The following is a 21,749-nucleotide window of genomic DNA, read 5'->3' on the forward strand; positions in this document are numbered from 1 at the left end:
CCGGGGGCTGTGAGGCCCTGGCGGGGTTTGCCGACCCTCCCCATGGATCCTCTTCAGCGGCGTGGCATCACGCAGTTATCGCCGGTTAATTATTGCTGGCCCTCCAATACACGAAACTTATTTATCTATGGACATAAATTGTCGGAGACTTTGGTGGTACCGTAGGGAATAGGGGGAGTCGCGGTGGCCAGGCTTTCTCGTAGGGACTTCCTCAAGCTCGCAGGCACAACGGCGTTCTTCGCCAGCCTTGACTGGGATAAGCTGATAAAGAGGGCGATAGCAGAGGTCAAGTCCGGCAGCATAAACGTCATCTGGTTCGAGGCCCAGGATTGTGCGGGCAATACTACAGCTCTAATCCAGGCCACCAAGCCCGACCTCGTCGATGTCCTCGGCGGCCGCAGCCACATAGTAGGCCCAGGCACCGTCAGGCTGCTCTTCCACGAGACGGTTATGCTCAGCTGGGGCGAGGAGACCCCCAGCTACGCGAAGAAGCTGGCCCAGATGAGCCCCGAGGAGCTTAAGGCCTTCGTGGAGAAGCTCCCCGCCGACGATCCTCTCAGGAAGACGCTACAGGCCTTCCTCGAGCTAGGCTACAACCCCGGGCTGCTACTGACAAGCCCCATAGACGTTCTAAGGCTGGCCTCCCAGGGCAAGCTCGACCCCTTCGTGCTGGTACTTGAGGGCAGCTTCCCGATAGACGAGAAGGCCGGCGGCCCCAAGTATAGCGACTACTTCTGCTACATAGGCGACGAGAACGGGAAGCCTATATCCTGCGTCGAGTGGATGAGGCGCCTGCTGCCACGCGCAGTGGCCGTCATAGCTGTGGGCAACTGTGCCTCCTACGGCGGCCTGGTAGCAAACAAGATAGTGGAGAAGGACTTCATAAAGAAGATGGGCTACGACTTGTTCGAGCAGTGGAGCGGCAAGGGCTGGAGCCCGAGCCCCACCGGCGCCGTGGGCTTCTTCCCCGACCCGATAAGGGGCTACAAGGGGCTTGTAGACCTCCTCGAGGAGGCCAGGCCCTTCCGCAACTTCATCTACGGCAAGTGCAAGCTCGGCCCCGGCGAGATAAGGGGCGACTGCCGCCCGGCCGTTGCCGTGCCCGGCTGCCCCGCCAACGGCAACGGCCAGCTACGCGTAATAGCCAACATTGTGCTCTGGGCGAAGGGCCTGCTACCGCTGCCCGAGCTGGACCGCTACTGGAGGCCAAAGTACATCTTCGGCCGCACGGTCCACGAGCAGTGCCCGAGGGCTGCTAGCTACGCGGCGGGCGACTTCCGCAAGAACCCCGGCGACGCCGACTACCGCTGCCTCTTCGCCGTGGGCTGTAAGGGCCCGGTAAGCAACTGCCCGTGGAACAAGGTGGGCTGGGTCAACGGCGTCGGCGGCCCCACCAGGACCGGCGGCGTCTGCATAGGCTGCACCATGCCGGGCTTCACCGACGCCTACGAGCCCTTCTACAAGCCGCTTAACGCGCCGACCACGCCGAGCCTAAGCACTACCGAGGCCGGCGCAGCGGCCTCAGCAGTGGCTGGCGCGGCCATAGCCTACGGGGTTGCGAAGTGGGTCGAGAGCAAGGCCGAGAAGGCGAAGGAGGAGCAGCGCCGCAGCAGCTAGACGGCCCACCAGCATCACCCTGTGATGCTCCAACCCTGCTCCCTCTTTCGGCTCAAAGCCCGCGGGCAGGCACGTGTATGAGGTGGAGGCGTGGACGTAGGGTGGTAGGATGGTAGGCTACCTAGGCGGTAAGGTGACTGACATCTACAGCTTCGCGGTATACTACTTCTTCTGGGTAGCGTTGCTAGTGTTCAGCTTCGGTGCAGCCTACAGGATAGTGAAGCAGATACTCTTCTGGCGCCGCGTGGTTAAGGCGGAGTCCCGCAACCGCGGCATCGGCGCCAGGATAATAGGGCTGATAAGAACGTTCATAGACCCCATTATATTCAGCATCAAGAAGAAGCCCCACGACTTCCTCGCGGGGCTCGTTGCCCTCCACCTGCTAGGCGTGCTGCCGCTGATATTCCTGCTGGCCCATCACGTGGCGTTCTTCTCCTACTGGTTCCCGTGGTACAAGAGGCTGGTGGCTGACACCGGGCTATGGATACCCCTGAGCGCGACAACATCGACGCTCACAGTGACCTCTCCCGTGAAGGTAGAGTTCGTTAACAGCATATGGGGCCCGCTCACAGCCATACTTAACGGCGATGTGCTGGCTATACTAGCAATAATAGGCGTGACCTTCAAGATAGGCATGAAGATAGCCGAGCAGGCCACTGGGCTGCGGCACGTACGGTGGAGCGACTACTTCTCCCTAGGGCTGCTGCTCTTCATACTGCTCACGGGCTACGCGGCTGCAAGGCACTCCACCGGCGCCAGCATAGTGGATGTAGGAATGTATAGGACCATCCTAGGCCTACACATACTGGGCGCCGAGCTGCTGCTAATGCTGATACCCTTCAGCAAGTTCTGGCACTTCGTGTACGGCTACTGGTACGGCAAGCTGCACGAGTGGTACGATGTCCGCGTGCAGAAGGGGCTCGTCTAACCCCATACCCCTTTTAGCTCATGTTCACAGGGCCTTGATAGCTGTGAAGGCCGGGTACCAAAACCAAATGGGTGCGTGGTAGGGAGGGTGGATAGGCATGTCCCAGGAGCCTCCAGCCTCGGAGCTGCAGAAGCTCATAGAGCAGGTTAAGGCGAGCATAGACTGGGAGGGCTTCGACAAGGAGCGTGTAGAGAAGGCCATCCGCGAGACACTCGCCTCGCTGGACCCGGTCAAGCTCCACTACCTGGAGAACTGTGTGGGCTGTGCTGCCTGCGCCCCGGCGTGCCCCTACTACCCTGTCTCAGAGAAGTACGGGCCGGTGGAGAAGGCGGAGCTGGCCCGCCATATATACAGGAAGGAGGCAACAATACTCGGCAAGCTGTTCGGCCCCCTGCTGAACGCCAGGAAGCCGAAGAGCGCAAAGGATCTCGACGAGATAGTCGAGGCTCTCTACCGGTGCACCAACTGCGGCGCCTGCTACGTCTCCTGCCCCTTCGGCATCGACAGTGGCGCTATTATAAGGAGCATGCTGGGCAGCATAGCCACCAAGTCCGGCCGCGTGCCGACGCTAATAGCTATCTTCGAAGTCGTTGAGCGCGAGAGGCTGTTCCTAAAGATGCCGGCCCTCATGCAGATATGGAGCGACGTCATGAAGAAGGCGGAGCAGGCTATCGGCAAGCCCCTGCCCTACGATAAGAAGGGTGCCGAGTACTTCCTACTGGTAAACCTGTCCGACGTCATGTTCTACCCCGACGGCGTCATAGGCGCCATCAAGATACTCGACAGGGCCGGCCTCGACTGGACGCTGCCCAGCAAGCCACTGGCCTTCCGGCCGCCGATAGCGGCTGTAATAGCCCTCTCCAAGCAGACCAAGGAGACGCTAACGATGCTGGACTCCGACATATCAAGCTACAACCCCAAGAACGTGGTGGTGCTTGACGGAGGCTTCGTCTACCCCTGGATGAGGTTCGAGCTGCCTAAGGCGCTCGGCCGCAGGCCCAGCTACCGTGTCCTCCACATAGTAGAGCTGCTGGCCAAGCTGATCCGGGAGGGCAGGCTCAAGCTAAAGCCCAGCGACGATAAGGTCACCTGGCATGATCCCTGCCAGCTCGCCCGCCGCGGCGGCGTGACGGAGGAGCCCAACCTGGTGCTCAGCGCCGCGAGCAAGGGCTTCAGGAAGCTGCCCCACCACGGTGCTGAGAGCTACTGCTGCGGTGGCGGCGGCGGGATAGGCTGTATGAACCTGCAGATGATAGAGGAGATGGCTAAGCTGGTGGGCATGCCGCCGGAGTACCTGCTCAAGGGCGAGAAGGAGAAGAGGTTCGTCGAGAAGACTATGGAGGCCTGGTCCATAGCCGTCAAGAGGAAGATAGATGACATCCGGAGGAGCGGCGCCAAGATAGTGGTTACAGCCTGCCCGGTCTGTATGCACTCGATAGCAGGCGGCGCCCAGCTCTACGGGCTCAATATAGAGGTGAAGCACATAGCCGCCTACGTCGCCGAGCGCCTGGAGTGAGTCCCCTGTCTTTTTCCCGCCCTCTCCCCCGCGGCCTCCTCCCCATTTACGCCCTGGGGGCTCGGAGGGGCCTAGCGCGCCCCTATCATGCCGGCCGACGCGAGGCTGTACGCGGCCACGGCGGCCGAGGCGGCCTGTAGCAGCTTGTTGGCCAGCGGGTCGCTGCTCCTCAGCCTGGCCAGCCTGTAGAAGCGGCGCTGGAAGGGGTAGAGGAGCGCAACCCCCCGGACGGTGAGCATGTCGAGGAGCAGGTGGCTGGAGTAGCCGAGCAGGAACCCTGCAGCCACCAGCCAGGCGGCCCAGGGCGCGGCGGCGAGGGACGCGGCGTAGGCTAGGATGGTTAGCGCGAGCATGACGGGCACGTTGTGGAGCAGTGCCCTGTGCGCGGTGTGGAGATCCAGGTCGGGTATCGCAGCGGCCAGCGCGGCTACAGTGGAGGCTAGCATGACCGCCCCCGGGGGCTCCCCAAGCTCAGCCATCACGGTGACTGCGAGGCTTACCGCGAACACCAGGTGAGTCGACCTCTCCACCCCTCCCAGCCCCGGCGCAGCCTCCCGGAGGGGCCCTCGGGGCCCCTAGGCCGCCTGGCTGGAGAGTGGGCCCGCCTGCTGCCCCCTTTATCCAGGCCGGCAGGTGTTTCTCCCCCGAGAGGGCTCTCGCAGGGCGCGGAGGGCCAGGGCTATGCCGGCGTCCAGCGTTCTTGCGCATGCTAGACTCGGCTCGGCAGCGGCCACGGAGCGGGACGAGGAGCCGGCGGGCTATGTCCTGGTTACCGGCTCCAGCCGCGGCATAGGGAGGGCTGTGGTGCTCCGGTTCGCCTCCGAGGGCTACGCTGTGGCGGTGACCTACCGCTCTAAGCGCGAGCAGGCGCTGGAGACTGCTGAGAGGGCTCGCCGCCTCGGAGCCCCTGACGTGGTGGTGCTCCGGCTCGACGTGTCCAGCCCGGAGAGCCTCGAGGAGGCCCGCCGGGTCCTCGAGTCCCGCTGGCCTCACCTCAACGTGCTGGTAAACAACGCCGGCATCATACACTTCGGCGGCATAGATGAGACGAGCCTCGAGGACTGGGAGCGCGTCATAAGGGTCAACCTGACCGGCGTCTTCCTGGCGACGAAGACCTTCCTCCCGATGCTCCGTAGGGCGCCCTGGGCCAGCATAGTCAACCTGGCCAGCATAGCGGGGCAGACGGGGAACGTGGTGGCCTCAGCCGCCTACGCCGCCTCAAAGGCCGGGGTGATAGGGCTCACCCGCCGCCTTGCGGTGGAGCTGGCGCCCCACGGGATAAGGGTGAACGCCGTCGCCCCCAGCTTCGTTGAGACGGACATGGTGAGGGAGTTTATAGACACGCCGGAGAAGAGGAAGAGGGTTGAGGAGATGCACCCGCTGCGCATTATAATACAGCCGGAGGACGTAGCTGAGGCAGTCTACTTCCTCGCCACCCCCGCCTCAAGGGCTATAACCGGCCACGTGCTGAGCATAAACGCCGGCCGCTTCACAGCCTAGCCCCGCGGCGGCCGCCGGGAGCCCCTGGGCTTGTTAGCCTCCCTCGTGCCCCCTCTCCCCCGGGCGTGGAGGACGTGGCGGCCTGCTGGTACAGCCTGAGAGTCTCCCGGCACGCCCGGGAGAGGATGGAGGAGCGCCGCGTAAGCCTTGACGAGGTGCTGGAGGCCCTCGAGAACCCGGTGCAGCTCGTCTACGACGAGGAGAAGGACGTCTACCTAGCCCTCGGCGTGAACGATGTCGCGGTCGTCTACGCGGCGCGGGGCAGGGTAGTGGAGATAGTCACTGTCATGCGGAGAGGGGAGTACGAGGCCCTGGTAGGGAGGCTCAGGGGCCGCCGCTACAGGGTGGTATACTAGCCCAGCCCCGCCACGTAGACGGCCACGGCAACCAGCGCGGCACCAGCAGCTATGGAGGCGTAGGGCGCCGCCCGGGTAACAGCGTGCTGCACACGCTCCACGCGGTACAGGGCCGAGACGGCGAGCCCCATGCCTACCAGCGGCGAGACAAAGATAACATTGTACAGCATTAGGAGCGGGAGCACCGCCAGCCCCTGGTAGCCGCTGGCCCTAGCCAACACTATGAAAGCCACCAGGGGGCCGCCGCTGCACGGCAGCAGGGTGAAGGAGAGCAGCAGCCCAAGCCCCGCAGCCCCCAGTAGACCGGCGGTGCGCACAGCCCTCGGGGCCAGCCTGACCCCAGGCCTCTGGAGTCCGGGCCTCCCGCCGCGCAGCTCGTAGAGTCCTACGGCGATGTTATAGACCCCGTAGGCGCCCGCGGCGAGCGATAACAGCCACGCAGAGAGCCGGGAGGCCGCACCCGCTATCCCGAGGCCCAGTAGCGTGTACCCCGCATAGATCCCGGCTACGAAGGCCAGCCCGGCGGCTAGTACTGCCCGGCTGCGCCTCTCCTTAAGGGAGACCGAGAGCAGCAAGACAGCGTATATGTAGAATGTGCAGGGGTTAATACTGTCGAGGGCAGCCAATGCAGCGAGCTCGCCGAGGAGCCTCATAGCCCCTACCCCAGGGCCCTAGCATCAGCCAGGGTTTCACGGCACAGCAGGTTGTAGAGGCTCCCCATGCCGCCGAGCCTGGCGCCGACGAACCCGGCCAGCCTGCCCCCAATGTACACGGGTATGGTAGTGGCATTGCCCGTCGACACGCCATTGCTAAGGATGCTCCTCCACCAGCCTGCATCCTCGTACTCCCCTACAACTATGCCATCAACCCTATGGCTCTCGGCGTCGCAGACAACGATTGTGGGCACGCCGAGCGTAACCCTCTCAGCCACGAGAAGGCTGAAAGCCCTCCAGCAGCTAGACCCTCTAGCGTCTATATCACAGAAGTAGGCTACGCCGGGCAGCTTCTCCTCGAAGAACGCCTCCATGGCGCGGCAGTGGGGGCAGGCCGCGCTGCCCAGGATCACTATATACCTTCCAGGAGGCTCGGCCCCGGCTGCCGGGGTGGCGGTAGGGCCCGGGCCACCATTCCTGGTATGGGCTGCGAGCACTAGTAGCGTGAGGGAAAGGAGGGCGACAGCCGCTCCCAGAGCCACGGCTGCGGCGGCCCTCACCGGGCCTACACCTCCAGCACCCTGCTCCCACCGGGAAGGCGCAGCCGGTGGCTCATGGCTAGCAGGGCGGCGGTGTAGCCGAGGGCAACCAGCCCTAGGACACTATGCGCCTCCAGGAGCCCCGGCGTCTTGTAGGCGGCGGCCCCGGTGGCGGCGAGGAGTGCTAGCAGCAGGTCTCCGGTAGCCAGGAGTAGCTGCCTCGCCTCCCCGGGGCCTAGTGCTAGGCGGGTGTAGAGCCGCATACCCAGCAGGCTAGCGGCGGAGGCCAGCACCAGCCATGCTGCTATAGTCCTGGCATGGATCAACGCCTCCAGGACGCTGGGGGGCGCCGTGTAGAGTCCGCTCCAGGCGCCGGCGAGCACAAGGTGCATAGCCACGGCGGCGGCGAGCCCGAGGTGGAGCATGCTTGCCAGGAGGGCTGTCAGCAACGCTGTAGGATGCCCCAGGGCCGGGAGCACCAGGAGGTCGCGGAGGAGACGCCGGAGAGCCCTGGCCGCAGACCGGTAGCCCCTAGCCCCGCTTAGCCCTGCATAGGCTATAGGGAGCAGCGCAGCGGCCAGTAGGGCGGCGGCCTCGTAGGAGGCTGCCGGGATCGGGGCCACCCCTACCCCCTCTTCTCGAGCACTACGTAGAAGGTTCCCTCCCTCTCGCCCTTCTCGAGGATCCTCGCGATGCCTGCCTTCTCCAGGCTTAGGGCAGCCGCCTCGACTAGGCCGCGGTCCCCAGCCCTAGCCCTGACTACAAGCCTCTCACCGCTGGCTAGCGCCTTCAGCTTGGAGAGTATGTGCACAGTGTAGTCGCCGCATACCGTGGTCAGGGCTGTCAAGTCGAGCACTGCTTCTCCGCCGGCCATGCCCGCCCCCACTAGGCTCTTCCACAAGGCCTACTAATCTACGTAACTAGCGTATATTACGAGATAAAATTAAAAATATCTGGCTACCCCCACCACTCCGCTAGCTCCTCCGGATCCCTCGGCTCACCCACATGCACCCTGCCGCTGGGCGAGATGAAGGTAGGCACACGTCTCACCGGGATCTCTCTACCAGTGGCATAGTAGCCCTCGACGTTGACGACCTCCAGCTCAGCCGTGCTGCAGCAGAGTATATGCAGCGCGTCGTACAATGTCTTAGCGCAGGGTAGGCCCGGCACCACGTAGAGCCTGGCCCGCCCCTTCACGCCGCCGAGCCCCCTGCAGCGACCCGGCCTCCATGCCTCGGCGGATGCTGCGACAGCTAGCAGGAAGATCGGCTTGAGTATGTCAGAGGGGGCCCCGTAGAAGAATATCCTGCCCTCTAGGGTGCCGTCTATGCTTATCAGGGGCGGGGGTAGCTCGGAGCCCCAGCTACTCTTCTCAACGATCCTCGTTTCAACGCCCTCATACCTCTCCAGGAGCTTCTTTAGGTTATCGGCTTCAGCCCTGGCATACCTGGAGTTGTCGATCACTATGACGACCCTGGTGCCCTTCTCGGCTCGCCTCATGATCCTGCCTACTTCGTCTAAGGTAGGCAGCCCTGCTGTACGGAGGAGTACATCGGCTATTGCTGCTCTCAGTGCGGTCTCGTCGAGAGGCATGGTGCCCGCCCCGAAGTCTGAGGAGCAGGACCCTCATATATTTATTTTTGAATTTTATGAATATAAGTAATTAAATAATATAATGTGTTCTCGGGGCACCCGGGAAGCCAGGGCTGAGGTGTGGCCGTGATCCATAGGGATGCAGTGGACGCTATAATAGGCGAGGCAGAGGAGATAGCCCGGGAGGCGCTGGCAGCATGCACCCGGTGCATGATGTGCGCAGCAGGCTGTACATCCTACCGTGCAGTCCGTGATCCGAGGCTGGCACCGCCGCGGCGCCTAGAGGCTGCAGCACGGGTACTCCTGGAGGGCAGGGCCACGAGCGACGACCTTGTCTCGCTCTACACCTGCAGCATGTGCGGCGCCTGCACCCTCCTATGCCCCTTCGGCATAGAGGTCTGGAGGCTAGTCTACGCCGCTAGGGCGAAGCTCAGCCTGCAGGGCAGGGCTCCGAAGAGCCTTCAGCAGGTTGCCGAGAACGCCGCCGTCTCCGGCCACAGCTTCGTAGCTAGGCGGGAGGAGCCCCGCCGTGTCCTGGAGAGGGTGGCTAAAGAGGCAGGCGTAGAGCCCGGCAGCCCGGGCGACGTCCTCTACGTGCCCTCGCCCTTCGAGACCACTTTGTATCCGGAGAAGCTGCGGGAGGTTCTCCTCCTCCTCCGCCTCCTGGGTGCCAAGGTAACTGTATCGCCGGAGGCCCTCGACCTCGGGGGTAATGTAGCATTCGACGCGGCCAGGCCCGACGTGGGGCTAGCCCTGCTCGAGAAGGCTGTCGAGGAGGCTGAGAAGCTAGGAGCCAGGAGAGTCGTAGCTATTACATGCGGCGCCGACATAAAGTTCATACACCTGGCTAGAGCGTATGGGCTCGTCCCGGGAGGAGGCGTCGAGGTAGCTGACGGACTGGCTATGGTAGCAGGCCTAGCGCCTCGAGCCGGCCACGGTAATGGCGGCAGGGGCTCCATGGTCTTCACCAGCTGCGGCTTTTGCCGCTTTGGATACCGCACGGTCTGCCCCCTGGTGCTGAGACTAGCTGGCGCCGGGCAGCCGAGGGACAGGCCACCGTACACGCTCTGCTGCGGGGGTGGAGGTGGAGTCAACTACCTGAAGGAGGAGCCCTTCCCAGGCATCCGCGAGCGGATCTACAGGTGGAGGGTGGAGCGGATGCTGGAGCAGGGAGTCAGGGAGATAGTTACGCCGTGCATAAAGTGCTACACTGTATTCCTCCACGGCGCGGTACTGGCCGGTGCTCTGGGCAGGCTCCGCGTCGAGCTTCTTACCAGCCGGCTCCTGGAGCACGTTAGGGCTGGGGCTGAGACGGGCCCCGGCAAGTGATGAATGATTGTGGGCTCGTCTAACGTAACTTGACTAATTTAGCCTCCACCGGTGCTGTAGATATAATGAGGGTAAGGGTTTCAGTTCACCAACCAGCTAGGCTGGGGTGGTAGGGCGTTGACGGGGGATGTGCTCCTGCTATCCGTGGAGAGGGCCGAGGGCTACAGGGTGCGCGAGCTCAAGGGGCTAGTCTATGCTTCAAGGCCGATAAGCCTCACTGTAGCCGGCCTTGAGGCCGAGCTAGACGCTATAATGGAGCGTGTGAAGCAGGAGGCCCGCAAGCTAGGCGCAAACGCCGTCCTCGGCATCCGTATCGACACCAGGAGAGTCGTCGGCGTTGGCGGCGAGTGGGTGCTCCTCCTAGCCTACGGGACGGCAGCTGTACTAGAGAAGGCGGAGAGCCAGTAGCTCCCACCTACACGGTGATGGGCTTTTTTCCCCTCATAGGCTATGCGCTCGGAGGGGCTTGCCGTAGGCCAGCGGGGGTCTCCGCCCACTGCGGGCTGCGGCCCCCGGTCTCCCCAGCAGCCCTCTCGGAGAAACCTGCAGGGGTGCAGCCTCATTGACGTGGATACACCGGCCGGAGCCCTGGATGCTCGACGTGGTAGCTGACGCCCTAGGGCTGCCCAGGGAGCGGGTGGAGGAGCTGGCCTCCCGGAGGACGCTCCGCTTCCGCGAGTTCAGGGGCCTCCTCTACGCCTCCCTCCGCCGGGGGGTGGCGGGGCACCATGAGGGCACCGCTGTGGTCTTCGGCAGGGGCTGGTGGAGGGTGGTTCCCGGCTACCCGCCGATACAGAGGATGGTCCTTCCAAGCGTCGCGCTTCCCCGCCACTTCCTGGACAGGGTTGTTGTGGAGGAGAAGCTCAACGGGTACAATGTCAGGGTGGTCCTGGTCGATGACAGGATACTAGCCGTTACGCGGGGCGGGCTGATCTGCCCCTACACTACCTCCAGGCTCGAGAGGCTCATGGGCGACAGGCTGAGGGAGATGCTCCGCGAGCTGGGCCCCGAGGACCACGTGGCGGCGGGGGAGGTTATAGGCCTCGAAAACCCTTACACGAGGTACTTCTATCCCGAGGCGCCCCGCTTCGGCTACTTTGTCTTCGACATCTTCCGCGGCGGGAGGCCGCTGCCGCCGAGGATGCGGGACGAGGCGGCGGAGAAGCACGGGGTCCCCCATGTCCCGGTGCTGGGGGTGCTGGAGAAGACCGATGTGGAGGCCTTCAAGAGGATAGTGGAGAGGCTTGACCGTGAGGGCCGCGAGGGCGTCGTGGTGAAGGACCCGGACTACCGGGTGCCCCCGCTGAAGTATACGACCTCCTCCACCAATATAGGCGATATAAGGCTGGGCATGAGGTTCTTCATGGAGGAGGGCTGGAGCTTCCTCTTCTCCAGGATCCTCCGCGAGATATTCCGGGTCTACGAGGAGGGGGTGGAGGGCCCGAGGCTCGACGCCATAGCCCTGGAGCTGGGCCGCGCCGCCCTCCAGCCGGCGGTGGAGACCGTCAAGAAGGTCGCCGGCGGCTACATGGTCTACGAGGAGTTCGAGCTGGAGTTCGCCGGCAGGGATGAGCTAGAGGAGTTCATGGACTACATGCAGAGCCTCGGGGTCGACGTCGTCCTGGTCGAGGCCAGGGAGGAGGGCGGGGTCCTAAGGGCCAGGATGAGGAAGATAAAGGAGACCTGGATACGGGTGCGCCGGATCCTCGAGACTGGCGTCTCCCCGATAGACTAGCCTACCGGGGTCCGGGTTAGCTCGCCGCCCCCGCCGCCGGGGTGCTGGCCGCACGACGCCCGAAGGTAGCCGGCGGCCATGTAGACTAGGAGCCCTGCGAGGACGGCTAGCGAGGCCTCCACAGTGTAGCGGCTCGTCCTAGGGTTGAAGAGGAGGGCCAGATAGGCTATGTAGCCCGCTAAGAGGGCTGCGAGTCTAGCCCTACAGCCCCTCCCCGGCACCCTTCCCCTCCCCGTCTACCGGCTCCACGGGCCCCGGGGCTGCCGCTCCCGCATCCTCCCCGGCCTCCGCCGGGGCCGCGCGGCTCTCGAGAGACCTCCTAAGCTCTTCCCCGGCCTCCTCTATGCACCTCAGCAGCCTCCCGTAGCTGGGGGAGGCTATTACAGCCGAGGCGCCGAGCCCGGCGAGGGTTATCGAGGAGACCGCGGCCACGCTGAGCCCCGGCGGGCTTCTGCACGCGGGCTCCGCCCCGAGGCTCTTGGCAAGCCTCAGCAGGGCCGCGGCGCCCCTCCTGGCGATGTAGTATGATAGTATTGAGGCTAGCAGCCCTGACACCCCGGCGCCTGCCGCCGCCAGGGGCCAGAGGCCCGCCACCTGCTCCAGCCCCGCGATGCTCTGGGCCACGAGGGTAGCGTCGGTGGCGCCCCGGGGCCCCAGCTCCGCCACGCCTAGCCTGGAGACGTGTGCGAGGGCCCTAGCCAGTGCCTCGGCGTAGCCCCTCGCCAGCATCCGGGCGGCGGCGGCGGAGACGGCTGAGGCGAGGGCCAGGTAGCCTGCGAAGTGTAGCACTAGCTCCCTGGCCGGAGCGGTGGCCACGGCCAGCAGGCCTATAAGGGTGGTGAAGGCTAGCGCCCCCTGCAGCGCGGCGAGCCTAGAGGCTGTCAAGGCTCCCCCTCCAGCCTTCCGGGCGCTGCGTCGGGGAGGGGAGCGGCTATAACACGTCGGCTCCCGCTTCTTGGGACAAGTGTTATTGGCTTGTCCTGCACGCCCTAGTGGGAGGGCTACGGGGCGCTGTTGATGTGTCCTCCCCGGGGGATCCTTGGCGGCGGCAGCGGTGGTGAGGCGATGAGGGAGAAGCTGCAGAGGAGGCTCAGGGTCTACGTGCTTGACACTAGCGCGGTCACAGACCCCCGGCTCCGTGCAATCCTGGGCGCGGGCAGCCTTGACGAGGCGGTGCGGGTGCTTGCCGGGATGCTTGCCGAGGCCCGGCTCGGCTACGGGCTGGAGATATACATGCCCCCGACGGTCTACGAGGAGGCCCGACGCTTCCTCCAGGCCAACGGGGTGACTATACAGAGCTTCGAGGCGCTAGCGACCTGGATAACCATAAAGCCGCCGGCGAGGCACGAGATAAGCCTCCCAGCGACGGTGCTCAGGGCCTACGTAGAGGAGATGCGCAACAGGGTGACGAGGGGCCTGCGGGTGGCGGAGGAGCATGTCCGCCGCGCCTTCGAGGCCGGTAGCATGTACCCGAGCGGCGTGGCCAGCAGGGAGGCCCGGAGGGAGAAGCTGGGCGCCCTGATACGGGGGCTCCGGGAGCGCTACAGGGAGGCTACCAGGCACGGCGTGCTGGACAGCATAGAGGACCTGGACGCTGTGCTGCTGGCCCTTGAGACCCAGGGTGTGCTGGTGACCAACGATGAGGGTGTCAGGAGGTTCGCCGAGATGCTAGGCGTGGTCTCGATAGACCCGCTCCGGTTCCTCAGCATCCTTCAGGGTCTCATAGAGCGGGCGAGGAGGCGCGCGGAGAGGGAGGCTGAGGCCAGCGTCGAGACCCCGGAGCCGGGGGGCTCTTAAGAGCCCCGGCGGCCTCGGGCCCACAAGGGTGGGCCTCCAGTGGCGCATACACTGCGCATCGGGCTGGCGGGCTTCGGCAATGTTGGTAGGGCGTTTACGCGCATGCTCGCCGAGAGACAAGGGCTTCTCGCTGAGCGCTACGGGCTCGAGCCGCGGCTCGTCTTCATAGCTGACAGCAGGGGCTTCCTCGGCTCCAGCCTGGGCCTCGACTGGGGTAGGGTGGAGGCCGCCCTCCGTGCGCCACGCGGCGGCCTCTCCAGGCTGGAGGGCGGCTTCGAGGGGAGCGTGGCCGAGGCCCTCGAGCGCTTTGATATCGACGTGCTCGTCGACGCTACTCCAAGCCGCTACGACTCGCCGGGCGAGGCCCTCTCCTGGTATGAGCGCGTCCTCTCCTCGGGCGGCGCGGTGGTGGCGGCTGACAAGGCTCCGCTCGCTACTAGCTGCAGCAGGCTCCTCCGGGGCTCCTGGAGCCGCCGGGTCTTCTACAAGGCCACCGTCATGGCGGGCACCCCTCTCATCGATGTGCTGCGCTGGGGGCTTGCGGGCAGACGGGTGAAGAGACTCCAGGGCGTGCTCAACGGCACCACCAACTACGTGCTAGGCCTCGCCGAGAAGGGCATGAGCTTCGAGGAGGCGGTGAGGGAGGCCCAGGCCAGGGGCTACGCCGAGCCGGATCCCAGCGCGGACCTCGAGGGCCACGACCTCGCGGCCAAGGCGGCTATAGTCTCCTGCACCCTGGGGACCCCGAAGACAGTGTTCGAGGTGGAGCGGCTGAACCGCGTGGACGAGGAGGCCTTCCGCCGGGCGGCGGAGGCGGCGGCCCGGGGGAAGAGGCTCAAGTACGTGGCGCTCGTCGAGCCGGGCGCGGGGAGGGCGGTGGTGGAGCTGGTGGAGGTTGGGCCCGAGAACCCGCTCTACAGGGTCGAGGGGGTCTACAACGCGGCGCTCATAGAGACCGCGGAGGCTGAGCCGATAACCCTGGTGGGGCCCGGCGCGGGCCCCTCGGCGACGGCCTCCGCCATGCTGAGCGACCTAGTCTCGGCGGCCTACGCGCTGGGGGTGGTGTAGTATGGCTAGAGGCCTGCTGGTCGCCAAGTTCGGGGGCTCGCTGCTCCGCGACGCCTCCGGCTACATCACTGCAGCGCAGGAGGTGGCTAGGCTCCGGCAGGAGGGCTACCAGGTGGTAGTGGTAGTCTCGGCTATGAAGGGTGTCACCGACGAGCTGATAGAGATCCTCGAGAGCCCCAGCGGCTGGGAGCCCAGGCTCAGGAGGATAATGGAGCGCTACTACTCCGCCGCCAGGGGCGCGGTGAGCAGCGAGAGGGAGCTTACCAGCGTGCTGGGGGAGCTGAGCAGGCTGTTCGATGAGCTGTTCAAGCTCGTCTGGGCGGTGAAGGTTATAGGGGAGGCCACCGGCAACGCCCGGGCAGCTATAGTCTCGTTCGGCGAGCGGCTCTCCGCCGCCCTCATGGCGGCGGCGCTCCGCAGCAACGGGGTTGAGGCCGTCTGGCTCGGCGGCCGCGAGGCCGGGATAATAGCGGAGGGTGACCCCTGGGAGGCGGTAGTCGACTACGAGGCCTCCGAGCCCATGGTGAGGTCTAAGCTCCTCCCGGTCATCGAGCGCGGCGTAGTCCCCGTGGTCACCGGCTTCGTGGCCGGCACCCGGGAGGGCCGTATAGTCCTCCTGGGAAGGGGCGGGAGCGACTACACCGCCACGCTGCTCGCCCGGTTCCTCGGAGCCGACGAGGTGGTGCTCTACACCGACGTACCCGGCGTCATGACGGCCGACCCCGGGAGGCTGAAGAACGCGAGGGTGATTGAGAGGCTCAGCTTCGCAGAGGCCATGGAGCTGGCCCTCCTGGGGGCTAAGAGGATGCATCCCAAGACCTTCGAGCCGGTCATGGGCACCAGCACCAGGGTCAGGATAACTATGCCCGGCTCCAGCCAGTCCACCCTGGTGGACAGCAAGGGCGGGCCGCCGCCCCTGAAGGCCGTGGTGGTGAGTGAGGGTATCTCCCTCGTAACAGTGGTAGGCGGCGGCCTCGTGGGGAGGATAGGCACAGCCGCCAAGATCACGGGAGTCGCGGCCAGGCTGGGAATAAACATACTCGCCATAATGCAGCCTATAACCGAGACGAGGGTAAGCCTCGCCGTTCGCCGCGACAGCGCCGAGAAGCTTGCCAAGGCCCTCTCCGAGGAGCTGGGCCACATAGTATCCGAGGTGGAGGTGGAGGACGCCTCAGCCGTCAGCGTGGTGGGCGACGGGCTCCGCGAGCCCGACGTCTCGGGCAACGTGGTGGAGAAGGCCGCGGGCCTCGGCGGGGTGAAGAGCATCCTCTGGGCCCCTGGCAGCCCGATACTCGTAACATTTGTTGAGCCCGACGAGTCCTGGGCTATAGCCGAGAAGCTCCACGAGGAGGTGGTCTCCCAGTGGCGGATCGACTAAGGGCGGCAGTCCTCGGCGCAACCGGGCTCGTCGGGCAGAGGTTCGTGAGCCTTCTAGCCCGCCACCCCTGGTTCAGCCTCGAGGCGGTCACCGCCAGCGAGAGGAGGGTGGGCAAGCGCTACGGCGAGGCAGTGGAGTGGTATATAGACGAGCCGTTCCCCGATGAGGCCGCTGAGCTGGAGCTGAGGCCCACCAGGCCGGAGGCTGTGCGCGACGCCGACGTGGTGTTTGTGGCTCTCCCCAAGGAGGTTGCAGCCGGGATAGAGCCCGAGCTGGCCCGGATGGGCAAGATAGTGGTGTCCAACGCCAGCGTCTACCGCATGGAGCCGGACGTGCCCCTGCTGAACCCCGAGGCCAACTGGGAGCACATACAGCTGGTCAAGGTGCAGCGCCAGCGCCGCGGCTGGAGCGGGGCGATACTCAAGGTGCCCAACTGCACCACGGCGGTGCTGACGCTCAGCCTCAAGCCTCTCCTGGACCGTTATGGCCTAGAGGAGGTCTACATGACCAGCATGCAGGCGATAAGCGGCGCCGGCTTCGCCGGAGTCCCCGGCTACGCTATAGTGGATAACATAATCCCCTTCATAAAGGGCGAGGAGGAGAAGGTTGTGAGGGAGAGCAGGAAGATCCTCGGGAGGCTTGAGGCCGGCGAGGTCAGGCCCGCAGGCTTCCGCGTGGTGGCCACCGCCACCAGGGTGCCGGTGCTCGACGGCCACCTGGAGAGCGTGGTGGCGAGGCTCTCCAAGGCGCCCGGCGGCGTCGAGGAGGTGGTTGAGGCCTGGGAGGGGTGGAGGAGCCTGCCCCAGGAGCTGGGGCTCCCCACAGCGCCGGAGAGGCCTATAGTGGTGCGCCGCGAGCCCGATAGGCCCCAGCCGAGGCTGGATAGGAGGACGGGCCGTGGGATGAGCGTGGTTGTGGGGAGGGCCTCGCTGCCCCTGGAGGGCGAGCCCCTGCTCCGCTACCTGGTGCTGGGCCACAATACCCTCCGGGGTGCGGCCGGCACCGGGGTGCTGATAGCGGAGCTCTACTACAAGCTGGTGGAGCAGGTTTTCTAGCCGCGGCCTCCCCCGGCCTCCTCTAGGCTCCTCTTCGCAACCTCAATCGCCTCGCGGAGGAGCTGGAAGGCCTTCAACGCGTCGTCTAGGCCTAGGACGAGTATGGTGTCCGTGTAGACGGACTCCACCTGGTATATGTTTATCCCGTTCCTCGCAAGAATATTGGTTATATGCGCCACGAAGCCCGGCGTCTCAACCACCTCCTGCGGGCTAACTATCACTAGCACCGCCTGGTCCGGGTAAACCTCTATGAAGTTCTCCCGGCCCACCTTCTCCTCTATGCGGCCGAAGTACTCGCTGCTAACCGTGACCGTTACGCTGGAGAGGCTCTGCATGAGGAAGAGCAGCCTGCTACGCCCCGCAAGCTCGGCGACAGCCTCCGCAAGCCTGGGCAGGGCGTGGATCTTCGCAGTAGCCACGGTCACCCCAGTGCGGAGCTCCAGCGCGCTCCTCGCCAGGATCTCCAGCAGCTTCCTCTGCGGGGTCCTCGTCCCCTGGCCCCGGAGCCTCGAGGCGTAGCGGACCAGCGCCGCCTTTATGGCCTCAAGGCTGGCGCTCCGCCCGACCTCTCTCTCCGCCACCGGCTTGATACGGCGGGCCAGCTCGGAGTAGTTGGCTATACCGCGGGCCAGGCACTCCTGGATGCAGGGATCGGCGTCCACCAACCTGCGGACTATCTCGGAGAAGCTCGGGGCCGCCAACCCCCCCAGCCCCCTCCTGCAACACGCAGTGTCCTGTGTAACGGGTTCCGAGGAGCTTTATCCCTAGCGTGCACCGGCTAGTGCACGTAGTTTAACAGACAGTATCGGCCCAGGGGCCCCGGGGGGCAGGAGCTTGAGGGTTGTGCTAGCCTACTCCGGCGGCCTCGACACCTCGGCTATACTCGCGCTTCTCCGGGAGCAGGGCCACGAGGTAATCACGGTCACAGTCTCGGTTGGCCAAGAGGAGGAGCTGCGGGGGGTTGAGGAGAAGGCCTACAAGCTCGGCGCCTACAAGCACTACACTATAGATGCCGTGGAGGAGTTCGCAAACAACTACATATCCATGGCAATAAAGGCTAACGGGCTCTACGAGGACCGCTACCCCCTCGGAACCGCGCTGGCCAGGCCACTGATAGCCGAGAAGGTGGCCGAGATAGCCAAGAGGGAGGGCGCCGACGCCGTAGCCCACGGCTGCACGGCCAAGGGCAACGACCAGGTCCGCTTCGACACAGTACTCCGCTACCACCTGGGCGACGACTTCAAGATCATAGCCCCGGTCCGCGAGCTCAAGCTCACACGCGAGAAGGCAGCCGAGATACTGAGGAGGAACGGCTTCGAGCCTCCAGGGCTCCACAAGACCTACAGCATCGACGAGAACCTGTGGAGCAGGAGCATAGAGGGGGGCCCCATCGACGACCCTCTCGCCGAGCCCCCAGAGGACGCCTTCGCCTGGACCGTGGCGCCGGAGAAGGCGCCCAACCAGCCCCTCTACCTCGAGATAGGCTTCGAGAAGGGCGTGCCGGTCTCGGTCAACGGGGAGAGGATGAGCCTGGCCAAGATAGTCTCTATGCTGAACAAGCTCGTGGGGGCGCATGGCTACGGTAGGATAGACCATATAGAGAACAGGGTGGTCGGGCTTAAGAGCCGCGAGGTCTACGAGGCCCCCGCCGCCCTCACGCTCATAGAGGCCCACCGCGACCTGGAGAAGGCCGTCTATACCCCTAGGGAGCTGAGGTTCAAGAGGCTCCTGGACCAGGAGTGGAGCGACCTGGTCTACCAGGGCCTCTGGATCGAACCCCTCAGGCTAGTGATAGAGAAGGCTGTGGATGAGCTCAACCGCTGGGTGTCCGGAGTAGTCAAGATGAAGGTGTATAAGGGTAGCCTCCAGGTCGTCGGCCGCTGGAGCCCCTACAGCAGCTACAGCCGCGAGGTCATAGACTACAACAAGGGCTGGTACCCGAGCGATGAGGAGGCCCGGGGCTTCATAACCATCTGGAGCCTCCACAGCCTAGCGGCCGCCAAGGCTCGGGGGCTCCGCGGCTGAGGGCTCCCGGAGTCCAGGCCTCCCGAACCCCCTGGGGGCGCTGCGTTGATAAGGGGGTAGCAGCGGGCGGAGGATGGTGGGTTATTGCCGAGGTATCGGGAGGAGGCCGGCATCGGCGAGGGCTCGGGCCTGGTTTACGAGTACACCACCAGCCTCGGCCACGACCATGAGATCTATAGGTATGTTGTCCGGGTCCTCCTCGCCCACACCCTCCACCTGGCGGAGCGCGGGATTATACCCCGGGAGGCGGCGTGCCGCAGTCTCGCCGCCCTCCTAGAGGCGCTCGCCAAGGATCCCGGCGAGCTCCTCCGGCCCGGCTACGAGGACGTGTTCGAGGCCCTCGAGGACTGGCTTGCGGCGAGGACCGGGGGCGCCTCAGCCTACATATGGATAGGGAGGAGCCGGAACGACCACGTATCGGCGGCTCTCCGCCTCTACACCCTCGAGCGCGTCGCCGAGACGCTCCGGTGGATCCTGGAGGCCCGGTCCAGGCTCCTCCAGCTCGCCGAGAAGTACCGTGGCGTGCCCGTGCTCTTCCACACCCACCAGCAGCCTAGCCAGCTGGCAACCCTGGACTGCCTCCTCGAGGCTTGGGAGGAGGCCCTCGCCTCCTCCTACCGGCTGCTGGCCGGCGTCCTGCCCCTCGTGGACCGGAGCCCCCTGGGGGCGAGCGCGGGGGCCGGCAGCCTCGCCGGGCTCGACCCCTCCGAGCTGGCGGGCCTCCTGGGCTTCGGGGGCGTGCTGGGGAGCAGTCTCTACGCGGCCGGGGGCAGGCTAGACGTGTCGGCCGCCGGGCTGGCGGCCGCGGCCTTCCTGGTTGAGGCCTCGAGGATAGCGGGGGACCTGATACTCCTCTCAAGCCCCTACGTGGCGGCCGCCCGGCTCCCCGAGGGCCACGTGGCGACGAGCAGCATAATGCCTCATAAGAGGAACCCCGCCACCCTGGAGGTCCTCCGGGCCCGGGCGGCGCGTGCAGCGGGGCTCGCGGCGGGGCTCCTCGCTGTGCAGAAGGGGCTCCCCTACGGCTACAACCTCGACCTCCAGGAGGCGAACCCGCTCCTCTACAGCCTTCTCCGAGACGCCTCCGAGGCTGCGAGGGTGCTGGCCGACCTCTTCTCCGGCCTAGAATTCGATACGGAGAGGCTCCGCCGGCTCTCCGAGGCCTACATGGCCTGGGGCGCTGAGCTGGCCGAGCTCCTCGCCCTCCGCCGGGGGCTGCCGCTCCGCGAGGCCTACAAGGAGGCCGCCAAGGCCATACGCGAGGGCAGGGGCCGCGAGCTGCTGAGAGAGCTGGGGGTCGAGGACCCCATGGAGCTTGTCGGGATGAGGCGCACCGGTTGCCGCGGCCCGGCCGACCTGGCGGGGGCTAGGGAGAGGCTGGCCCGCGACGCGGGCGAGCTGGAGGAGCTGGCCGGGAGGCTAAGCGGCTCGTGGAGGAGGCTTGTGGAGAGGGCGGAGGAGGCGGCCCGGGGATGCAGGTAGGTGAGATCAGGGTCTACAGGATGCCGCTGCTACGCTGCCGCACGGGGCTGGGGGCTCGGCTGCTGCTAGCCGACGGCCTCGGCGTCGAGGGCTGCGGGTTCGGCGCCCCCGCCACCAGGGTGGGGGAGGTAGTGTTCACGACCGCTATGACGGGGTACCCGGAGAGCCTCACCGACCCCAGCTACCGTGGCCAGATACTCGTAGAGACCCACCCCATGGTCGGGAACTATGGGGTGCCCAGCAGGGCTAGGAGGGTGTACGGCATCCCCCTGGACTACGAGTCCGACAGGATACAGGTGGAGGGCTTCGTGGTCGCCGAGCTGCCGGAGCCGAGCCACTACGCCTCGGCCACGAGCCTCCATGAGTGGCTCCGCGGGGAGGGCGTGCCAGGCATCTATAGGGTCGACACCAGGATGCTCGTGGAGAGGATAAGGGAGCACGGCGTCATAATGGGGGTGCTCTCCGTCTACCCGCTCGACGAGGAGCCCCCCAGCTGGGATGAGCTGGCCCGGGTCCTCTCCAGCTCCAAGTCCTACGACGAGAGGCTATTCGCGCTGGAGACGAGCCCGAGGGAGCCCATAACCCATAGCCCGCCGGGCCGCCCCCGGGCCCGGGTCTCGATGCTCGACTGCGGGGTGAAGTATGGGATACTCCGCCAGCTCCTCCACCGTGGCGTGGAGGTGACACGCTACCCCTGCACGGCGGGGGCGGACGAGCTGCTGGACGGCTACGACGCTGTGGTGCTCAGCAACGGGCCGGGGAACCCCGCGCTGCTCCGGGCCCAGGCCCGGGTGGCGGCGGAGGTGGCCACCTCGGGCAAGCCGGTGCTCGCCGTCTGCCTGGGCATGCAGCTCCTCTCCCTCGGCCTCGGGGCCCGCGCCTACAAGCTCCCCTACGGCCACCGCGGCGTCAACAAGCCCGTGGTGGAGCTGGGCACCGGCCGCTGCATGGTGACGACGCACAACCATGGGTACGCTATAGACTGGGACAGCCTGGAAGGGACCGGGCTGGAGCCCTGGTTCCGGCAGCCCGACGACGGCACCCTGGAGGGCGTGAGGAGCAGGGACGGGCTGGTGCTCGCCACCCAGTTCCACCCGGAGGCGGGCCCGGGGCCCTGGGACTCGTCCTGGGTCTTCGACCTCTTCGTTAAGATGGTCGCGGGGAGGAGGTAGCGGGGT

Annotated in this window: 24 protein-coding genes; 15 read left to right on the top strand and 9 right to left on the bottom strand. The window is 65.7% G+C overall.

What is annotated here, in order from left to right:
- Window positions 1-183 precede the first annotated feature (183 nt).
- The 3 genes from ACZ42Y_RS00370 (at window position 184) to ACZ42Y_RS00380 (ending at window position 4,061) form a co-directional block, all read left to right on the top strand.
- On the top strand, window positions 184-1,617 hold the full coding sequence (locus ACZ42Y_RS00370) for an NADH-quinone oxidoreductase subunit B family protein (protein WP_464735507.1): 1,434 nt from the start codon (window positions 184-186) through the stop codon (window positions 1,615-1,617).
- Window positions 1,618-1,726: 109 nt separating this feature from the next.
- Window positions 1,727-2,545, top strand: a complete 819-nt coding sequence (locus ACZ42Y_RS00375) for a hypothetical protein (protein ID WP_058370301.1) — start codon at window positions 1,727-1,729, stop codon at window positions 2,543-2,545.
- Between the two features lie 97 nt (window positions 2,546-2,642).
- Entirely contained in the window at window positions 2,643-4,061 is a 1,419-nt protein-coding gene (locus ACZ42Y_RS00380) for a (Fe-S)-binding protein (RefSeq protein ID WP_058370300.1), read from the top strand.
- Window positions 4,062-4,132: 71 nt separating this feature from the next.
- Here the strand turns inward: ACZ42Y_RS00380 and ACZ42Y_RS00385 are convergent, their stop codons facing one another.
- Window positions 4,133-4,591 (bottom strand): metal-dependent hydrolase, encoded by a 459-nt coding sequence (locus tag ACZ42Y_RS00385; protein WP_058370299.1) that lies wholly within the window; start codon window positions 4,589-4,591, stop codon window positions 4,133-4,135.
- Between the two features lie 151 nt (window positions 4,592-4,742).
- On the opposite strand from ACZ42Y_RS00385, the gene ACZ42Y_RS00390 reads away from it, so the two are divergent.
- Together ACZ42Y_RS00390 and ACZ42Y_RS00395 are read left to right on the top strand one after the other, a co-directional pair.
- On the top strand, window positions 4,743-5,561 hold the full coding sequence (locus ACZ42Y_RS00390) for an SDR family NAD(P)-dependent oxidoreductase (protein ID WP_083494435.1): 819 nt from the start codon (window positions 4,743-4,745) through the stop codon (window positions 5,559-5,561).
- Window positions 5,562-5,626: 65 nt separating this feature from the next.
- Complete coding sequence (locus tag ACZ42Y_RS00395) at window positions 5,627-5,917, top strand: DUF4258 domain-containing protein (RefSeq protein ID WP_058370298.1); 291 nt, start codon at window positions 5,627-5,629, stop codon at window positions 5,915-5,917.
- On the opposite strand, the gene ACZ42Y_RS00400 is transcribed toward ACZ42Y_RS00395, so the two are convergent.
- The 5 genes from ACZ42Y_RS00400 to ACZ42Y_RS00420 are packed head-to-tail and all read right to left on the bottom strand — an operon-like array spanning window position 5,914 to window position 8,702.
- Window positions 5,914-6,570: a cytochrome c biogenesis protein CcdA gene (locus ACZ42Y_RS00400; RefSeq protein ID WP_058370297.1), complete on the bottom strand. Its 657-nt coding sequence runs from the start codon at window positions 6,568-6,570 to the stop codon at window positions 5,914-5,916. The genes ACZ42Y_RS00395 and ACZ42Y_RS00400 overlap by 4 nt on opposite strands.
- A gap of 5 nt (window positions 6,571-6,575) precedes the next feature.
- Window positions 6,576-7,130: a glutaredoxin family protein gene (locus tag ACZ42Y_RS00405; protein WP_058370296.1), complete on the bottom strand. Its 555-nt coding sequence runs from the start codon at window positions 7,128-7,130 to the stop codon at window positions 6,576-6,578.
- 5 nt (window positions 7,131-7,135) lie between these two features.
- Window positions 7,136-7,732: a hypothetical protein gene (locus ACZ42Y_RS00410; protein WP_058370295.1), complete on the bottom strand. Its 597-nt coding sequence runs from the start codon at window positions 7,730-7,732 to the stop codon at window positions 7,136-7,138.
- Between the two features lie 2 nt (window positions 7,733-7,734).
- On the bottom strand, window positions 7,735-8,010 hold the full coding sequence (locus ACZ42Y_RS00415) for a hypothetical protein (RefSeq protein ID WP_464735508.1): 276 nt from the start codon (window positions 8,008-8,010) through the stop codon (window positions 7,735-7,737).
- Window positions 8,011-8,066: 56 nt separating this feature from the next.
- Window positions 8,067-8,702, bottom strand: a complete 636-nt coding sequence (locus ACZ42Y_RS00420) for a hypothetical protein (protein ID WP_058370293.1) — start codon at window positions 8,700-8,702, stop codon at window positions 8,067-8,069.
- Window positions 8,703-8,828: 126 nt separating this feature from the next.
- Between ACZ42Y_RS00420 and ACZ42Y_RS00425 the strand changes: the two genes are divergently transcribed.
- The 3 genes from ACZ42Y_RS00425 (at window position 8,829) to ACZ42Y_RS00435 (ending at window position 11,766) form a co-directional block, all read left to right on the top strand.
- A complete protein-coding gene (locus ACZ42Y_RS00425; RefSeq protein WP_168371210.1) occupies window positions 8,829-10,031 on the top strand; it encodes a (Fe-S)-binding protein in 1,203 nt (400 codons plus the stop codon).
- A gap of 117 nt (window positions 10,032-10,148) precedes the next feature.
- Window positions 10,149-10,439, top strand: coding sequence for a heavy metal-binding domain-containing protein (locus ACZ42Y_RS00430; protein ID WP_058370291.1), 291 nt, complete (start codon window positions 10,149-10,151; stop codon window positions 10,437-10,439).
- Between the two features lie 154 nt (window positions 10,440-10,593).
- Window positions 10,594-11,766, top strand: coding sequence for an RNA ligase (locus ACZ42Y_RS00435; RefSeq protein ID WP_058370290.1), 1,173 nt, complete (start codon window positions 10,594-10,596; stop codon window positions 11,764-11,766).
- On the opposite strand, the gene ACZ42Y_RS00440 is transcribed toward ACZ42Y_RS00435, so the two are convergent.
- Window positions 11,763-11,987, bottom strand: coding sequence for a hypothetical protein (locus ACZ42Y_RS00440; RefSeq protein WP_058370289.1), 225 nt, complete (start codon window positions 11,985-11,987; stop codon window positions 11,763-11,765). The genes ACZ42Y_RS00435 and ACZ42Y_RS00440 overlap by 4 nt on opposite strands.
- Window positions 11,968-12,651, bottom strand: a complete 684-nt coding sequence (locus ACZ42Y_RS00445) for a hypothetical protein (protein WP_058370288.1) — start codon at window positions 12,649-12,651, stop codon at window positions 11,968-11,970. Before ACZ42Y_RS00445 ends, ACZ42Y_RS00440 begins: the two co-directional genes overlap by 20 nt.
- 132 nt (window positions 12,652-12,783) lie before the next feature.
- Between ACZ42Y_RS00445 and ACZ42Y_RS00450 the strand changes: the two genes are divergently transcribed.
- From ACZ42Y_RS00450 to asd, 4 genes are read left to right on the top strand one after another with little or no spacing between them, the layout of a single operon-like run.
- A complete protein-coding gene (locus ACZ42Y_RS00450) occupies window positions 12,784-13,563 on the top strand; it encodes an RNA ligase partner protein (protein ID WP_083494434.1) in 780 nt (259 codons plus the stop codon).
- Window positions 13,564-13,602: 39 nt separating this feature from the next.
- A complete protein-coding gene (locus ACZ42Y_RS00455) occupies window positions 13,603-14,631 on the top strand; it encodes a homoserine dehydrogenase (protein WP_058370286.1) in 1,029 nt (342 codons plus the stop codon).
- Between the two features lies 1 nt (window position 14,632).
- Window positions 14,633-16,009, top strand: a complete 1,377-nt coding sequence (locus tag ACZ42Y_RS00460; RefSeq protein WP_058370285.1) for an aspartate kinase — start codon at window positions 14,633-14,635, stop codon at window positions 16,007-16,009.
- Window positions 15,994-17,064, top strand: a complete 1,071-nt coding sequence (gene asd, locus ACZ42Y_RS00465) for an aspartate-semialdehyde dehydrogenase (protein ID WP_058370284.1) — start codon at window positions 15,994-15,996, stop codon at window positions 17,062-17,064. Before ACZ42Y_RS00460 ends, asd begins: the two co-directional genes overlap by 16 nt.
- Here the strand turns inward: asd and ACZ42Y_RS00470 are convergent.
- Window positions 17,061-17,765 carry an ACT domain-containing protein gene (locus ACZ42Y_RS00470; protein ID WP_058370283.1) on the bottom strand — a complete coding sequence of 235 codons (705 nt, stop codon included), beginning with the start codon at window positions 17,763-17,765 and terminating at the stop codon, window positions 17,061-17,063. The two genes, asd and ACZ42Y_RS00470, sit on opposite strands and share 4 nt — an antisense overlap.
- 133 nt (window positions 17,766-17,898) lie before the next feature.
- Between ACZ42Y_RS00470 and ACZ42Y_RS00475 the strand changes: the two genes are divergently transcribed.
- From ACZ42Y_RS00475 to carA, 3 genes are all read left to right on the top strand, one after another.
- Window positions 17,899-19,089 (top strand): argininosuccinate synthase, encoded by a 1,191-nt coding sequence (locus ACZ42Y_RS00475; RefSeq protein WP_464735509.1) that lies wholly within the window; start codon window positions 17,899-17,901, stop codon window positions 19,087-19,089.
- A gap of 84 nt (window positions 19,090-19,173) precedes the next feature.
- Complete coding sequence (locus tag ACZ42Y_RS00480; RefSeq protein ID WP_058370281.1) at window positions 19,174-20,571, top strand: lyase family protein; 1,398 nt, start codon at window positions 19,174-19,176, stop codon at window positions 20,569-20,571.
- Between the two features lie 20 nt (window positions 20,572-20,591).
- A complete protein-coding gene (gene carA, locus ACZ42Y_RS00485; protein ID WP_464735796.1) occupies window positions 20,592-21,743 on the top strand; it encodes a glutamine-hydrolyzing carbamoyl-phosphate synthase small subunit in 1,152 nt (383 codons plus the stop codon).
- Window positions 21,744-21,749 lie beyond the last annotated feature (6 nt).

Source organism: Pyrodictium brockii (genome assembly GCF_055379715.1).

Coding starts and splice junctions, on each gene's coding strand:
- ACZ42Y_RS00380 (WP_058370300.1), top strand. CDS start 2,643: ATGTCCCAGGAGCCTCCAGCCTCGGAGCTGCAGAAGCTCATAGAGCAG.
- ACZ42Y_RS00420 (WP_058370293.1), bottom strand. CDS start 8,702: ATGCCTCTCGACGAGACCGCACTGAGAGCAGCAATAGCCGATGTACTC.
- ACZ42Y_RS00460 (WP_058370285.1), top strand. CDS start 14,633: ATGGCTAGAGGCCTGCTGGTCGCCAAGTTCGGGGGCTCGCTGCTCCGC.
- ACZ42Y_RS00400 (WP_058370297.1), bottom strand. CDS start 6,570: ATGAGGCTCCTCGGCGAGCTCGCTGCATTGGCTGCCCTCGACAGTATT.
- carA (WP_464735796.1), top strand. CDS start 20,592: ATGCCGCTGCTACGCTGCCGCACGGGGCTGGGGGCTCGGCTGCTGCTA.
- ACZ42Y_RS00450 (WP_083494434.1), top strand. CDS start 12,784: ATGTGTCCTCCCCGGGGGATCCTTGGCGGCGGCAGCGGTGGTGAGGCG.
- ACZ42Y_RS00375 (WP_058370301.1), top strand. CDS start 1,727: ATGGTAGGCTACCTAGGCGGTAAGGTGACTGACATCTACAGCTTCGCG.
- ACZ42Y_RS00390 (WP_083494435.1), top strand. CDS start 4,743: ATGCCGGCGTCCAGCGTTCTTGCGCATGCTAGACTCGGCTCGGCAGCG.